The organism is Weissella bombi, assembly GCF_900094835.1.
In the GTDB taxonomy this organism is placed as follows: domain Bacteria; phylum Bacillota; class Bacilli; order Lactobacillales; family Lactobacillaceae; genus Weissella; species Weissella bombi.
This window is the reverse complement of record NZ_FMAO01000009.1, coordinates 1-14,283: the sequence shown is the minus strand read 5'-3', so window position 1 is coordinate 14,283 and position 14,283 is coordinate 1. Positions and strand designations below refer to the sequence as shown.

The window sequence follows — 14,283 nt, the reverse complement described above, 5'->3', positions numbered from 1 at the left end:
AGTCATATACACTTACGAACTCTTAAAGGTCACTTAAAATGATAACAGCGAACAATCGAAACGTCAATAAAATAAAATGTTCACATAATATAGTTAAACGTTTTAAAAAAAGACATATTTTATACAAAAGTTCGTATTTTATTTAGTATACTGTATTTTTTCATTCAAACGGTACAAAAAAGTCGCTAAATTCAATTAGAATTTAGCGACTTCATTAACGTAGTTATTCAGATATTTTTATTAATCATACTGGTTAACGTTTTCTATTTTTAGTAACCACCGTACGTATCAGTAGTGCCATACGTGTCATCTGTGGTTTGGGTACCGTACGTATCATCATACGTACTAGTTTCCTCGCCATCTGCAGATTCCACACTATTTTGTGTTGGTAATCCGTTCATTGATAACGTTGCGTTAGAAACCTTACCACCATAAAGTGTACCGGTCTTCTTATGCTTCAATCCAAGTGATTTACGCAAAACGTTCGTAACACGTTGCTTTTCAGATTGTGAAATAAGCTCAGAAGAACCTGATGTTAGATTAACTTCATTTCCTTGGGCATGATCTTGTTTAATTGTTTTAGCAGCACTTAGATAATGCGACGCAACGGTTAACATATCACCAAACGTTAAGTCTGTTTGCGTTGAATCAGACAAAGTATTCAAAAACTTTTGATTAATTAACTTACTTGGATTACTCTTTGCTTGATCAACAATGGCTTGTAGCACTAAACGTTGACGTTGTTGACGACCATAGTCTCCTTGTGGATCATCATAACGCATACGAGAAAATGCCAAAGCTGCTTGACCATCCATCTTTTTATACGTCTTTACTTGTCCCCTTTGATTAAAGGTGTACGTTGATGAACCTTTGGTAAAGTTATAAATAAATTCACCATTATTATGCGCAGTATAAGGATTATAACCGAACGTTAGTGGTGACTTAATTTTAACACCACCTATTTGATCAATCACCTTTTCTAATCCACCCATGTTGACCAATGCATAATAGTCAATTGGCACATTTAACCATTTTTGAATCGTTTGAATCGTTGTTTTAGCCGATCCATACTCATAGGCTGAATTCAATTTCTGTGGGAATTCTTCTTCATAACCAACTGGCGCAATTACCGAATCACGCGGCAAGGACATAATCGTTACTTTTTCTTTCTTTGGATTTACTGTAACCAACATCAAAGAATCAGTACGACCTTTATACTTTCGGTCTAATTCACCCGTATCCGTTCCCAATAACAAAATTGAGAATGGCTTACCTTGCTTAATAACTTTAGAAACGTTACGTTCTTTAGTTAAGCCGGTCTCTTGAAAAGAACCATCAATTGCATTTTTAGTTTTATTATAGGCAACACCAAATAGCATTCCTACAATTAAGACAATAATGGCAATAACAAATAGGATTGCCCCGCGAATCCTACGCTTACGTGGACGTTTCCCGTTTGATTGAGAATTCTTATCACGTGGACCGCCTTCACGTCTTTTGCGTATTTTCAATTCCTTTTCAGCCTGACGTCGTCGACCTGATCGAGTTTGTGGCTCATTATCCATGAGCATCTCCTCTCTGAACTATAAAGATTAATAATATATTGTATTTTCTTTTACGAAAATTTACTTAGCAAGTCTATAAAAAGTTTCTTTGAATAAACTTATAGTAACCTTATTATGTTACCATATTTTTCAGTCAGACAATATATAGTTAACCATTATTTGACGCCATTTTAATTATTAAACAGCCACTGGTGCCTTGATACTTGGGTGAGGTTCATACCCATTTAATTTAATATCTGACATCGTGTATGATGCAATATCTTCGACTGCAGGATTTAACGTAATTGTTGGTAATTCTTTCATATCACGTTGTAATTGTGTTTGAACTTGCTCAATATGATTTGAGTAAATATGGGTATCACCAAAAGTATGCACAAATTCACCTGGTTCCAAGCCAGTTTGAGCTGCTACCATATGTAATAACAAAGCATATGAGGCAATATTAAATGGCACTCCTAAAAATACATCTGCTGAACGTTGGTAAAGCTGTAAGCTCAATTTACCATCCGCAACATAAAATTGAAATAGTGTATGGCACGGTGGTAATGCTTGCGTTGGAACATCTTCAGGATTCCAAGCTGTGACAATTAAACGACGTGAATCAGGATTAGACTTAATCTGTTCAATCACATCATGAATCTGATCAATAAAGCCGCCTTGCACACGACGCCAATGGCGCCACTGTGCACCATAAACATCCCCTAATTCACCATATTTTGCTGCAAACGTATCATCATTTAAAATACGATCAACAAATAAAGCATGTTGTTCATCATATTGTTTTTTAAAATTTTCATCAATTAATGATCGACGACCAAAGTCAGTCATATCTGGTCCATCATAATCAGGTGATGACACCCAATTTTTAAATGCCCACTCATCCCAAATATGATTTTTATGTTCTAGTAAAAATCGAATGTTGGTATCTCCTTTAAGAAACCACAATAGCTCACTTTTAATTAAGCCAAATGGTACACGCTTAGTCGTTAGTAGTGGAAAACCTTCACTCATATCAAACCGCAATTGGCGGCCAAAAACAGATTTTGTTCCGGTTCCCGTGCGATCATTTTTTACAGCACCATTGTCTAATATATCTTGCGCTAAATCTAAGTATCCTTGTTCATTTTTACTCATACTGAGTACCTTACTAACCTTTCTATAAATAAGCTTGAAAATCAATTTTATCTAAATCTGTACGGTCAACTTTTACCTGTTCAATTACGACATTTTTTGCATGTAATAATTCCGATACAAAATCATTATTATGATAATTACGTAAATAATTTATTTTTGTAACGCCTGCTTGCAACAATAATTTTGTACAATGCACACAAGGAAAATCTGTTACGAAAACCTGCGCACCGTCAGCACTTATTCCCATTTTTGCTAGTTGCATTAAAGCATTCTGCTCCGCATGCACGGCACGAATACAATGTCCATCAACAATTAAATCGCCAACTTCTGTACAATGTGGGGTTCCGGATACAGAACCGTTATATCCACTGGCAATAATGCGCCCGTCTTTTACCACGACAGCACCAACGTGGAGCCGTGTACAAGTACTACGTGCCGCTAACATAATTGCCTGTAACATAAAGTATTTATCCCAAGTAATGCGTTCATCATCCATTATCTTGTCCCTCTTTTATATCTTTTTGTTGTCCCTAATATTAACAAGGATAAGTATTAAATAAAAGACCTGATATTTTATAACTCATCAAATATTTTGTTGCACTCATAAATGAGTTTGATTTAAAAAAACAATTATGTTATAATTAAAGATAACTAAGTTTATCTTTATATAGATAATGTATTTATGCAACGATTCCATTTGTCGTTGGCTATGGGGGTGCCCCATGAGAGGAGTTCTTATGCCTGCAGCATTAGCAGAAATTAAGCAACAATTAGATGAACACATCGGTGAACCAGTTACTTTGACTACCCATGAAAGTCGTCACCGCACCATTGAACACCAAGCCGTTGTACGAAACACCTTCCGTTCAGTTTTCGTCCTTGACCTAGAACAAGATGGACACGAATTTGATCGTGCCTCATTTAGTTACACTGATGTTTTAACAGAAAATATTGAACTTGATTTCAATTAATTCGTTAACATAAAAATAAAGCGTTCGCTATAATGATTAATTCATTATAACGAACGCTTTATTTTTTTATTCTTCTGTTTTATCTTGTTCTGATGATTTATTTAAACGAACAACTTCAAACTCGTTAATATATGCATCTTTAAAATCAAGTGGCTTAATAGCGAAGTTGTCTAATTCAACTGTTTCACCACCCTTAATATCTGGGAATTGTTCCAAGATAAATCCGGTCAAGGTAACCATATCTGACTTATCAAACGCTTTAATATCTGTCTTGAAATAACGTTCAAAGTCATAAACCGTCATTTTTCCAGAAATTTTATAATGCATCTGTTGTTGATCATCTGTTCCCAGTTTTTCAACCAAATCATCAACTACCCAATCAACCTCATCACGAACCGATCCGAATAGTTCCTCATAAATATCTTTATCCGTAACGATACCAGATGTACCACCATATTCATCCTTAACAACAATCATTGGTGTACGCTTTGAAATCATCAACTTCAAAACGTCCTGGATAGGCATATTTTCAGGCACCGTTGGCATATTACGAATAATCTTTCGTACAGGAACTGTACGGTCAACTTCTGCCTGACGCATAATATCGTAATTAAACACGTAACCCAGGATTTTATCTTTATCACCATCGGCAACAACCGGGAAACGTGAATGCTTTGTTTCAAAATATGCGTGCAATGCATCATTCACATCGCTTCTAACATCGACCACAAATAACTGGGTACGATCAATCATAATGTCATTAGCGACTTTATCATTCATCTCAAATGCACGTTCCATAAAGACATAATCTTCATCCTGCAATTGACCAGATTTTGCTGCATTACGTGACAAACTTAAAATTTCAGCTTCTGAATAAACTTCATTATCTTCAGAAGCAGTACGAAGTCCTAACAAGTGAGTAAATCCTGTTGCAGACTTATTTAGCAACCAAACGAATGGATAGAACAACACGTGGAACAAACGTAGTGGTCCTGAAACAAACAAAGCGACTTTAACGGGGAATTCAATAGATACATTTTTAGGTACCAACTCTGTTAAAACAACTTCAATATAAGTCAATAGAATCAACGCAACCACTGATGCAATTGCTGCTGAACTAGGGCCTGTCATTTCCTTTAAAATACCACCCGCTAACAACAAATGAGCAATTGTTTCTTCACCCATCCAACCTAATAGCAAACCAGTAACCGTAATACCAACTTGTGTCGTTGATAAATACTCATTTAGATTATCAATCATGTGGATCGTTGTTGCAATCTTGCGTGATGGTCGTTCACGTGCTTCTTGTAATTCTACTAGTGCACTTCTTCTAACCTTAACTAAGGCAAATTCAGCAGAAACACATAACGCTGCAAACATTAGCACCAAGATTATCACAATAATTGATATGATTAATCTTCCTTCACTCAAATTAATTTCCTACTTTCAAATATAATGGCATCGATTATTCATATTATATTAAACTTTATCTCGCATAAAATACTTTATCCATCCCCTCGACAATTGTCGTCAGGTACTTGATAAAAAAGCTACCAAATTCATGTCGAATTTAGTAGCTTTTATGCATTGTTAACTTACATCAACAGTGCATAATTAGTCTTTTTCGTTATTATCATCATCTGCTGGATCAATTTCTGATGCAGGTAATGCAACAACTTCAAACTTCTCGATATATGCGTCCTTAAAATCAAGCGCCGTAATTTCAAAGTTAGCAATGCGGATAGCTTGACCGACATGGAAATCTGGATGCTCATCCAACACATAACCCGTCAACGTTACCTTTTCTGATTGTTCAAATGATCTAAGCTCTGTCTTGAAGAAACGTTCAAAATCGTACAACGTCATTTTTCCAGAAACACGATAATGCATATTTCCTGCATCATCTGAGCCCATCTTTTCAACCAAATCATCAGCAACATCATCAATCTCATCACGAACAGAACCGAATAGTTCTTCGTAAATGTCCTTGTCCGTAACAATACCTGACGTACCACCAAATTCGTCCTTAACAACAACGATTGGTGCACGATGCTCAATCATTTCTTGCAACACTTCTGTAATTGGTTGTGTTTCAGAAACAACTGGCAAGTTACGCAAGACAGTTCTAACTGATGCGTCTGGACTAATACGTCCCTGGCGGACCAAGTCATATGAAAAGACATATCCTAAAATCTTATCCTTATCATTATCTGCAACAACTGGAATTCGTGAAAACTTTTCTTCCAAATATACATTTAAAGCATCAGAAATTGTTTCTGTCACATCCACAACCGTTAATTGTGTACGATCAATCATAATATCCAAAGCTTCTTTGTCGTTCATTGCAAAAGCACGTTTCATGAATGTTAAGTCTTCTTCATCCAATTCACCTGCATCAGCAGCATCCTTTGACAAAGACAAAATTTCAGCTTCTGAATAAATATCTTCATCTGGATGTGCATTAAATCCTAGCAACTTTGTAAACATTGCAGCTGCACGATCAAATAACCAAATTAATGGGAATAAAATAACGTGGAAAAACATTACAGGTCTAACAATGGCCAACAACATTTTAACCGGTTGATCAATCGCAATATTCTTTGGCACCAAATCAGTAAAGACCGCGTGAATAAACGTAAAGATCAAAATGGCTGCAATTGATGCCACACTGTGTGCAATTGCAGGTGGTAAGATTTCAGCATTAACAATCATTGTTGCAATAAAATCTTCACCTAACCAACCTAAGATCAATGATGTTAATGTAATACCAACTTGTGCGGTTGATAGATATTCTGATAAGTGATCCAACATGTTCAGAGCGTGTCCGATTTTAGCAGAAGGCTTTTCACGAGCCTCTTGCATCGCACGCAATGAACTTGGACGCACCTTAACCAATGAATACTCTGTTAAAGTAAACAAAATAGCTAACAACAAAATAACAATAATAATCACCAAATTAGTGATAATAGACGGACCGGAATCCATGACATACCTTCTTTCAAAATTAGTTCTAATTATAATTATAGCAAATAGCGCTACTTACTGTACACACCGGATTTTACTAATGCATTATGCAACGTAATAAAGTCTTCAAGTGACAATTTTTCAGCTCGAATACGTGGTTCAATTGCAGCATCTTCTAAAGCAGCAGTTAACTTTTCTTTCATATCATCATCTTTACCAAATGCCGTAATTAAATTATTCCACAACGTTTTACGACGCATTGTAAAACCAACTTTAAATAAGTTAAACAATTGTTGCTCATTGTGTGGTAATACTGCCAATGGTTCACGTGGTGTTAATGAAATAATTGCCGAATCTACATTAGGATTTGGTACAAATGCTGTTCTTGATACCGTAAATGCTAACGTAGCATTCATACGATATTGCACCGCCAATGTTAGTGAACCATAATCTTTTGTGCCAACCTCAGCTGATAAACGGCTTGCCACTTCTTTTTGCATCATCACAACAATATTATCAAACTTTACATCTGATTGAAGAACTTGCATAAGAATTGGTGTTGTAATGTAATATGGTAAGTTTGCAACCAGTTTTAATGGTGCATCTGGGTTACTAAAATGCGTTTTAATTTCAGATTCTAAATCAACTTTCAAAATATCTTGATTAACAATCGTAACATTGTCATATGGTGCCATTGTATGATCCAACACTGGAATCAAACGGTCATCAATTTCAAATGCCAAAACTTCTTTAGCTGAGCGTGCCAATTGTTCTGTTAATGCTCCAATACCTGGTCCGATTTCGATAACATTATCAGTATCTTTCACATCCCCAGCGGCAACAATATTTTTCAATATATTAATATCCGTCAAAAAATTTTGACCTAAAGACTTTTTTGTATTAATGCCAAAACTATTCATAATGGCTTGCGTGCGCATTGGCGTCGCAATATCTGGCACATCTGTCATTCTTTTTCCTCATTTAATTCATCTAAAACCGCTAATAAATCCTGTTTTTTAATGCCAAACATTATTAAACGATTCATTAATTGTTTACCATTTACATAACCTAAATTCATAGCTTCAGATACATGTTCCCGACGTTTAGCCGCATCCGGTCCAGCAACTAACCCAAAGCGACGTAAATCTGCCATCGTAACATCAGAACTGATTGCCGTCGTTTCAGCAGTATACACATCTTGCAAAGCAGTTCGTAACACTGCAGGTGTTGCATACTCAATTCCTAGACTATGATGTTTAATCAATCGCCCAGCTTCGTCTTTCGTTAAAAAAGCATGCTTAGCATTTGGCACAACGTTACTGATGATTTTCCGTAACCGCTCACCATTAAAATCCGGATCTGTAAACACGATTACGCCACGAGTAGCTGCCGCTTGTTTAATCGCTGCAATTGTTTGCTCGCTAAGCGCGGAACCATTTGTTTCAATTGTATCTGCATTAACCGCATGCCGTAACGCTTCTGTATCTGCACGTCCTTCTACAACAATTACTTCTTTAATTTTCATCAGTCGCTTGATCTAAATGCCATAATCTACGTGCATTATTCGTCGTGATTTCCGCCATTTCATCATATGATTTGCCCAATAATTCAGCAATATATTCAATAATGTAATGTACATACATTGGCTCATTTGGCTTACCGCGCATTGGTGTTGGTGCCAAATAAGGTGCATCAGTTTCAACAAGTAAACGATCTAGTGGTACTGACTTCACCGTTTCCTGCACATCCTTGGCATTCTTAAATGTTGCGATTCCTGAAAATGAAATATACATCCCCATATCAAGGAATTGCTTAGCTTCTTCAGGTGTTCCCGTAAATGAGTGCATCACACCACCAAAGTCTTCAACATGCGCATTCTTTAAGGCTTCGTACGTGTCTGCCATTGCACTACGTGTGTGAACCGTAACTGGTAATTTAAATTCATGAGCCAATTCTAATTGTTGTGTAAAAGCTTTTTTCTGCACTTCAGCAGCAGGATTATCATCCCAATAATAATCTAAACCAGTTTCACCAACACCAATAACTGCATCATCTTGTAATTGTTCACGGAAAATTGCTAATTTGTTATCATCCATTTCCGCAATATCTTCTGGTTGCCAACCAATAATAGCATGCATTCCTTCAAATTCATGGGCTAATTGAATGGCACGTTCGTTTGATTGACTGTCATACCCAACAATGTTCATTTCTACAATGCCAAATTCGGTTGCCCTACCAAAATAAGCTGGCACGTCATGCCAAAATGTATCATCATTCAAATGTGTGTGGGTATCATATCCGTCAGCACGACGTTGCCCAGATTTATAAATTGCCATGTTTACTCCTTAGTTATTTTTGTATGGTTAAATTATTTTTAATTTTAGTCTATATCATTCTAGCAAATGATTGAAAAAAAGCCAAAAATTGCTTATACAATCACTAATTAAGCATAACATGCTCGTTAGTGTAAAACATTAATATTTCCTTTTATGAGTCTTAATCATCACTACTATTTGCCAATAGAACCGCCTGTGCATTGATAACTTCATCGTACAGAGCCTTTAAAAGTCCAGCATCAATATCACCTGTTGTACGCTGATCTTCAATATAATCTAATTCTATCTTTAAACCATCTAACAACGTTTGTTGCTCAGCAACGGAATTAGACTTTTGATTCCGCAACATCGCTTGTTGACGATAATATGCCTGTCTTAATGCAATCATATCTTTTGGTGCAATTTTTCCTTTAGGCAATTTTTCCATATATACTGTAACAGCATCACTAATAATTGTAATAACTTCTTCGACTGCCTGAGGCTTATTATGGTGATTTTCTTTATAATTGGCGACCCGTCGTCTAAATATATGAGTCGTTAAACGACGCCAAATTCTCATCCGTTGTCTACCAATTTTACCAAACCCATTTTGCAAAGATTGCATACGATTATAAAGTTTCAAGGCATCATCACTAATACGATTTTCATCGATTGCAGCCGTTATTGCCTGATCAGTTATTTTAAACAATATACGATAAGCACGTTTACGATTTCCTTCATTTAACTGCTCATTACCATAGCCTAATTGGTCCTGTAATTGTCGCATAACTGTTGTTTTTGTTCGTTGCGATACATCTGTATGACTAACATAGGTTATCGCAGCATTTACCATACGTGTATGTTCCTGTTGATACGTTTCTTCATCATAAGAAGGTGCCAATCGATTTAGAATATTAGGCAATAAGATAACTGGTACTAACAAACTCATAATAATAACAGTAGATGCCAATAATAATAAATCGTTACGTTCAGTAAACGCTGATCCACTACTTAAAGTAAATGGTAATGAAAAAGCCATCGACATTGTAACCGCACCATGAACGCCACCAATTGCGAACACAAAACTATCACGTTTAGAATATGACTTATTGCCAAAACGGTCACTATAACGCATGGCTAAATACCTAAAGAATGTCATTACGATATATAATACAACACCAATACCAACTAATGCTGCCCAAACTCTAACGGGCTGTAAGACATAAACTTTGGCAACACGAACGAGTGACGTTCCTAACAAAACAAACACTAATCCATTTAATATTTGAGACACAATTTCTGTTAATTGTGACGTTAATCGATTTAGCTTTGGATCCATAAATTGTGTATGTTGTTGTTCAACGTTTGACATAACACCCATCACAACAACGGCAATAATACCAGAAACGCCAAAAATATCTTCAGCCAATCCATATACAGCAATTGGGGCTAAAAAGTACATTAAAAGATGTGCGATGGTATCATCAAATTCAGATTTTAATAAATGCTGCCGAATGTAAATAAACAAAAATCCAGCAATTAAACCGGCTAACACACCGCCTAGTGCTACCACCAAAAATTCACTAAATCCATGAACAAAAGAAAAAGTTCCTGTATTCATCCACAGAACAGCTAACTCTAAGATAACTAATCCAGTCGCATCATTGAATAATGATTCCAAACTCAATGAACGCTTGATATCCCTAGGCATATCTAAGCCGTTAGTTACTGATTCTAACGCTGTTGCATCAGTCGGCGTAACAATTGCCGCCAATGCCAACGCAAATGGTAATGTCCAGCCAATTGCAACGTGACCAAATACCATTAAAATAACAACCGTTAACACTGCTAAAATACCAGCAAGCTCAATAATTGACCTAAAATGCTTTGAAATTAACTTAGCTTGTGTATGCTGTCCTTCATAAAATAGCAATGGCGCAATAACTAACATCATAAACCATTCCGGATCTAACATAATCACGTAATGATTAACAATCGGTAAACTAGCTAAAAGAATTCCACCGACGATTTGCCATAGTGCTTGTGGTATTTTTGGAAAAGCCTGTGTCAAAAAATTAGCAATAATAATTGTGATGCACACTAATGCTAGTGCATAAAAAATTGTCAAACTTTAATCTCCTCTCGTACGTTCTGTTACAAATAAAGGATTGAGACGTTTGCCTCAATCCTCTAGTCATTTTATTAGTAACTACTTAGCCTAATTCTGAACCTGCTTCAATTTCATCTGGCAAAATTGACAAAGTCACTTTACCATCTTTTTCAGCTGAAAGTAGCATTCCTTCAGAAAGTTCACCCATCATCTTACGAGGCTTCAAGTTAGCTACATAAGCAACTTTCTTACCTACTAATTCTGTATATTCTGGATAGAACTTCTTAATACCTGACAAAATTGTACGTCCATCCGCAGAACCGTCATCTAACTTAAAACGTAATAGTTTATTAGACTTTTCTACTTCAGAAACTTCTTTAATTTCAGCAACACGTAATTCAACCTTTTCAAAATCATCAAAAACAATTTCATCCTTAGTTGTAATTGTCTTTGGTGCTTTTGGCTTCGTCATTGAACGTGTTTGCTTACCACCTTGACCAGTCATGTTGTCACGAATATAAGCAACTTCGGCCTCAACATCAACACGTGGGAAGATTGGTTGTCCCTTAGGCACAACGTGACCACCAGTTGGCATATCTTCAAAACTTAATCCTAAGATATCAACATTTGCATCATCCAAACCTAATTGGTTGAAAATCTTTTGTGGTGCTTTTGTCAAAATTGGTTGTAGCAAGATTGCAACAACACGCAAAGCAGCTGCTAAGTGAGCCATTACTGATGACAATACTTCAGCTTTGCTATCATCCTTAGCAAGTGTCCATGGTGTTGTTTCATCAATATACTTGTTAGCACGTGAAATCAATTGCCATACATTAGCCAAGGCATCTGCAGTGCGCAATGCTTGCATATTATCGTTGTAATCAGCAATAACTTCTTTTGCTGTTTCAACAAGATCTTGATCAAATTCAGTCAGACCAGTATGCAATTCTGGAATAACACCAGCTTCATACTTATTAATCATGGCAACTGTACGGTTTAACAAGTTACCCAAGTCGTTTGCCAAATCATAATTTAGTTTTGAAACAAAGTCTTCAGGTGTGAAAATACCATCATTTCCAAATGGCATTGCACGTAACAAGTAGTAACGAACGGCATCAATACCGTAACGCTCAGCCAAAGTATCTGGATACACAACGTTACCCTTTGACTTAGACATCTTACCATCACGCATTGTTAACCAACCGTGACCAACAATTGTCTCAGGCATTGGCAATCCCAAAGCATGCAACATGATTGGCCAATAAATTGTGTGGAAACGGACAATTTCCTTACCCACCAAGTGCACGTTAGCTGGCCAGAACTTGTCAAACAAAGTTGTATCATCTGACATATAACCTAGCTTTGTAATATAGTTTGATAGCGCATCAATCCATACATAAACAACGTGATCTGGATCTGATGCTACTGGTACACCCCAGTTAAAGGCAGTACGTGTTACAGCCAAATCTTCAAGTCCTGGTTCAATAAAGTTCTTAATCATCTCGTTCATACGAGTTGATGGTTGGATAAACTTAGGATGTGACTTGTAGTAGTCCAACAACCAGTCAGCATACTTACTCATCTTAAAGAAATATGATTCCTCTTGAACAAGCTCTACTTCGTGGCCTGAAGGTGCCTTACCACCAGTAACGTTACCATCTTCATCACGGTAAACTTCTGCCAATTGAGATTCAGTGAAGTATTCTTCGTCATCAACTGAATACCAACCTTCATATTGTCCCTTGTAGATATCACCTTGGTCCAAAAACTTTTGGAAAATCTTTTGAACTGCCTTTTCATGATAATCATCCGTTGTACGAACAAAACCATCATTACTGATATCCAATTCAGCCCATAGCGTTTGAATCTCCGCAGCCATCTTATCAACATATTCTTTTGGTGAGATGTTTAATTTTTCAGCTTTTTGTTCAATTTTTAATCCGTGCTCGTCAGTTCCCGTTAAGAAATATACATCTTCATTTAATAGTCGGTGGTAACGAGCTGCTGCATCAGCCAATACAGTTGTATACGTATTACCGATGTGCAACTTACCAGATGGATAATAAATTGGTGTTGTAATATAGAAACTTTTCTTTTCTTCTGCCATTCTTATTCTACCTCCCACCTTACGAATGAGTAAGATGTTATTTTTAGCTACATTAATTTAACGCCTGTTAATCAATTATATCAAAGATTTAATGGCTACTGTCAGATAATCTTAAAATTAATTAAAGAGAAAACGTTTAAAAACCGTCAATCTAACCATTTTAAGGTGTAGATTGACGGTTCTTCAGTCATCAGATAACAAATCAATTGTTATATAATATTTTTTTATTTTTCAACGGCAGTTTTACTTTTTCCCATAAAAGGTACTTTTTCACGAATAAATGGTATAACCCAACGGTCACCACCAATTTTACCAGCATTAAGTCCTGCTACTAGCAACAAAATTTGTAAAATAATTAGGACAGGGTTTGTTGAAATCATTCCTGCTAATAAGTATGTAAAATTCAATCCTAAACCAAAAAATGATGCTAACGTTGTTAGCGTTCCAAAGATTAATCCTAAACCGATCAATAATTCACCGTATTGCACCATAAAATCAAATAATCCCATGTTAGGTTGTACAATATTTTCCAAGAACTTAGTAAACCAACCATAAGCCGGTGAACCTGTTGCGCCTGTTACAGGTGACTTGATTGCCTGTTGTATCATACCTTCTGCGGTAAAATTACCAGAAGCAATCTTACCCCATCCACTTGTTAACCATACATATCCCACATAAAGTCTAATCAATGTTAATACAACCATACTACTTTGACTATTTCTCAACCATTTAACCATATAAACCTCTCCTATCTCTTATTGAATAGAGCTTAGTCTAAATTAACTTACTTAAAATAACCTTATATGTTTAGGATGAATAAATATTGAAATATCTACATTTTTAAATATTTTTACATGTTATTTAATTTGTTTTATTTACGTTATGCTTATTTTTTATTTAAGCAAAAATTTTTTATGTGTCAATTGATCGTTTTTCTACACGTATTATTACTGTCATAAACATTATCATGCCATAATAATTTATTTATAATGGACACAAAAAAAGACTCACATTTTACTGTGAGTCTTCTAAATTTGCATCGCGACGTCCTATCCTCGCAGGAGGCGATCCTCCAACTACTTTTGGCGCTACTGAGCTTAACTACTGTGTTCGGTAT

The 14,283-nt window shown here is 36.0% G+C and carries 12 protein-coding genes and 1 rRNA gene; 1 reads left to right on the top strand and 12 read right to left on the bottom strand.

What is annotated here, in order from left to right; genetic code table 11:
- Window positions 1–269: 269 nt before the first annotated feature.
- From GA0061074_RS06565 to GA0061074_RS06555, 3 genes are all read right to left on the bottom strand, one after another.
- Window positions 270–1,565, bottom strand: coding sequence for an LCP family protein (locus GA0061074_RS06565; protein ID WP_092463050.1), 1,296 nt, complete (start codon window positions 1,563–1,565; stop codon window positions 270–272).
- A 177-nt stretch (window positions 1,566–1,742) separates the two neighbouring features.
- Entirely contained in the window at window positions 1,743–2,699 is a 957-nt protein-coding gene (locus tag GA0061074_RS06560; protein ID WP_092463047.1) for a thymidylate synthase, read from the bottom strand.
- A 22-nt stretch (window positions 2,700–2,721) separates the two neighbouring features.
- Window positions 2,722–3,195: a deaminase gene (locus tag GA0061074_RS06555; RefSeq protein ID WP_092463045.1), complete on the bottom strand. Its 474-nt coding sequence runs from the start codon at window positions 3,193–3,195 to the stop codon at window positions 2,722–2,724.
- A gap of 226 nt (window positions 3,196–3,421) precedes the next feature.
- Between GA0061074_RS06555 and GA0061074_RS06550 the strand changes: the two genes are divergently transcribed.
- On the top strand, window positions 3,422–3,670 hold the full coding sequence (locus GA0061074_RS06550; RefSeq protein WP_240005871.1) for a Veg family protein: 249 nt from the start codon (window positions 3,422–3,424) through the stop codon (window positions 3,668–3,670).
- Between the two features lie 66 nt (window positions 3,671–3,736).
- On the opposite strand, the gene GA0061074_RS06545 is transcribed toward GA0061074_RS06550, so the two are convergent.
- From GA0061074_RS06545 to rrf, 9 genes are all read right to left on the bottom strand, one after another.
- Window positions 3,737–5,101, bottom strand: a complete 1,365-nt coding sequence (locus tag GA0061074_RS06545) for a hemolysin family protein (protein WP_092463040.1) — start codon at window positions 5,099–5,101, stop codon at window positions 3,737–3,739.
- A gap of 183 nt (window positions 5,102–5,284) precedes the next feature.
- Window positions 5,285–6,655 carry a hemolysin family protein gene (locus GA0061074_RS06540; protein WP_092463037.1) on the bottom strand — a complete coding sequence of 457 codons (1,371 nt, stop codon included), beginning with the start codon at window positions 6,653–6,655 and terminating at the stop codon, window positions 5,285–5,287.
- Between the two features lie 50 nt (window positions 6,656–6,705).
- A complete protein-coding gene (rsmA, locus tag GA0061074_RS06535) occupies window positions 6,706–7,602 on the bottom strand; it encodes a 16S rRNA (adenine(1518)-N(6)/adenine(1519)-N(6))-dimethyltransferase RsmA (RefSeq protein WP_092463034.1) in 897 nt (298 codons plus the stop codon).
- The gene (gene rnmV, locus GA0061074_RS06530) at window positions 7,599–8,159 is read right to left on the bottom strand and encodes a ribonuclease M5 (RefSeq protein ID WP_092463031.1); all 561 of its coding nucleotides are present in this window, start codon (window positions 8,157–8,159) and stop codon (window positions 7,599–7,601) included. The genes rsmA and rnmV overlap by 4 nt, the downstream gene beginning before the upstream one ends.
- Window positions 8,149–8,970 (bottom strand): TatD family hydrolase, encoded by an 822-nt coding sequence (locus GA0061074_RS06525; protein WP_092463028.1) that lies wholly within the window; start codon window positions 8,968–8,970, stop codon window positions 8,149–8,151. Before GA0061074_RS06525 ends, rnmV begins: the two co-directional genes overlap by 11 nt.
- Before the next feature lie 160 nt (window positions 8,971–9,130).
- On the bottom strand, window positions 9,131–11,077 hold the full coding sequence (locus tag GA0061074_RS06520) for a cation:proton antiporter (protein ID WP_092463026.1): 1,947 nt from the start codon (window positions 11,075–11,077) through the stop codon (window positions 9,131–9,133).
- Window positions 11,078–11,162: 85 nt separating this feature from the next.
- Window positions 11,163–13,166 carry a methionine--tRNA ligase gene (gene metG / locus GA0061074_RS06515; protein WP_092463023.1) on the bottom strand — a complete coding sequence of 668 codons (2,004 nt, stop codon included), beginning with the start codon at window positions 13,164–13,166 and terminating at the stop codon, window positions 11,163–11,165.
- Between the two features lie 224 nt (window positions 13,167–13,390).
- On the bottom strand, window positions 13,391–13,903 hold the full coding sequence (locus GA0061074_RS06510; protein WP_092463021.1) for a DoxX family membrane protein: 513 nt from the start codon (window positions 13,901–13,903) through the stop codon (window positions 13,391–13,393).
- A gap of 299 nt (window positions 13,904–14,202) precedes the next feature.
- Window positions 14,203–14,283: ribosomal RNA gene (gene rrf / locus GA0061074_RS09365) — 5S ribosomal RNA — on the bottom strand; the annotation flags it as partial.

Bases quoted from the DNA above. Each gene is read 5' to 3' on its own strand.
- rsmA (WP_092463034.1), bottom strand. From the start codon at position 7,602: ATGACAGATGTGCCAGATATTGCGACGCCAATGCGCACGCAAGCCATT.
- GA0061074_RS06555 (WP_092463045.1), bottom strand. From the start codon at position 3,195: ATGGATGATGAACGCATTACTTGGGATAAATACTTTATGTTACAGGCA.
- GA0061074_RS06550 (WP_240005871.1), top strand. From the start codon at position 3,422: ATGAGAGGAGTTCTTATGCCTGCAGCATTAGCAGAAATTAAGCAACAA.
- GA0061074_RS06560 (WP_092463047.1), bottom strand. From the start codon at position 2,699: ATGAGTAAAAATGAACAAGGATACTTAGATTTAGCGCAAGATATATTA.
- metG (WP_092463023.1), bottom strand. From the start codon at position 13,166: ATGGCAGAAGAAAAGAAAAGTTTCTATATTACAACACCAATTTATTAT.
- GA0061074_RS06510 (WP_092463021.1), bottom strand. From the start codon at position 13,903: ATGGTTAAATGGTTGAGAAATAGTCAAAGTAGTATGGTTGTATTAACA.
- GA0061074_RS06525 (WP_092463028.1), bottom strand. From the start codon at position 8,970: ATGGCAATTTATAAATCTGGGCAACGTCGTGCTGACGGATATGATACC.
- GA0061074_RS06565 (WP_092463050.1), bottom strand. From the start codon at position 1,565: ATGGATAATGAGCCACAAACTCGATCAGGTCGACGACGTCAGGCTGAA.
- GA0061074_RS06540 (WP_092463037.1), bottom strand. From the start codon at position 6,655: ATGGATTCCGGTCCGTCTATTATCACTAATTTGGTGATTATTATTGTT.
- rnmV (WP_092463031.1), bottom strand. From the start codon at position 8,159: ATGAAAATTAAAGAAGTAATTGTTGTAGAAGGACGTGCAGATACAGAA.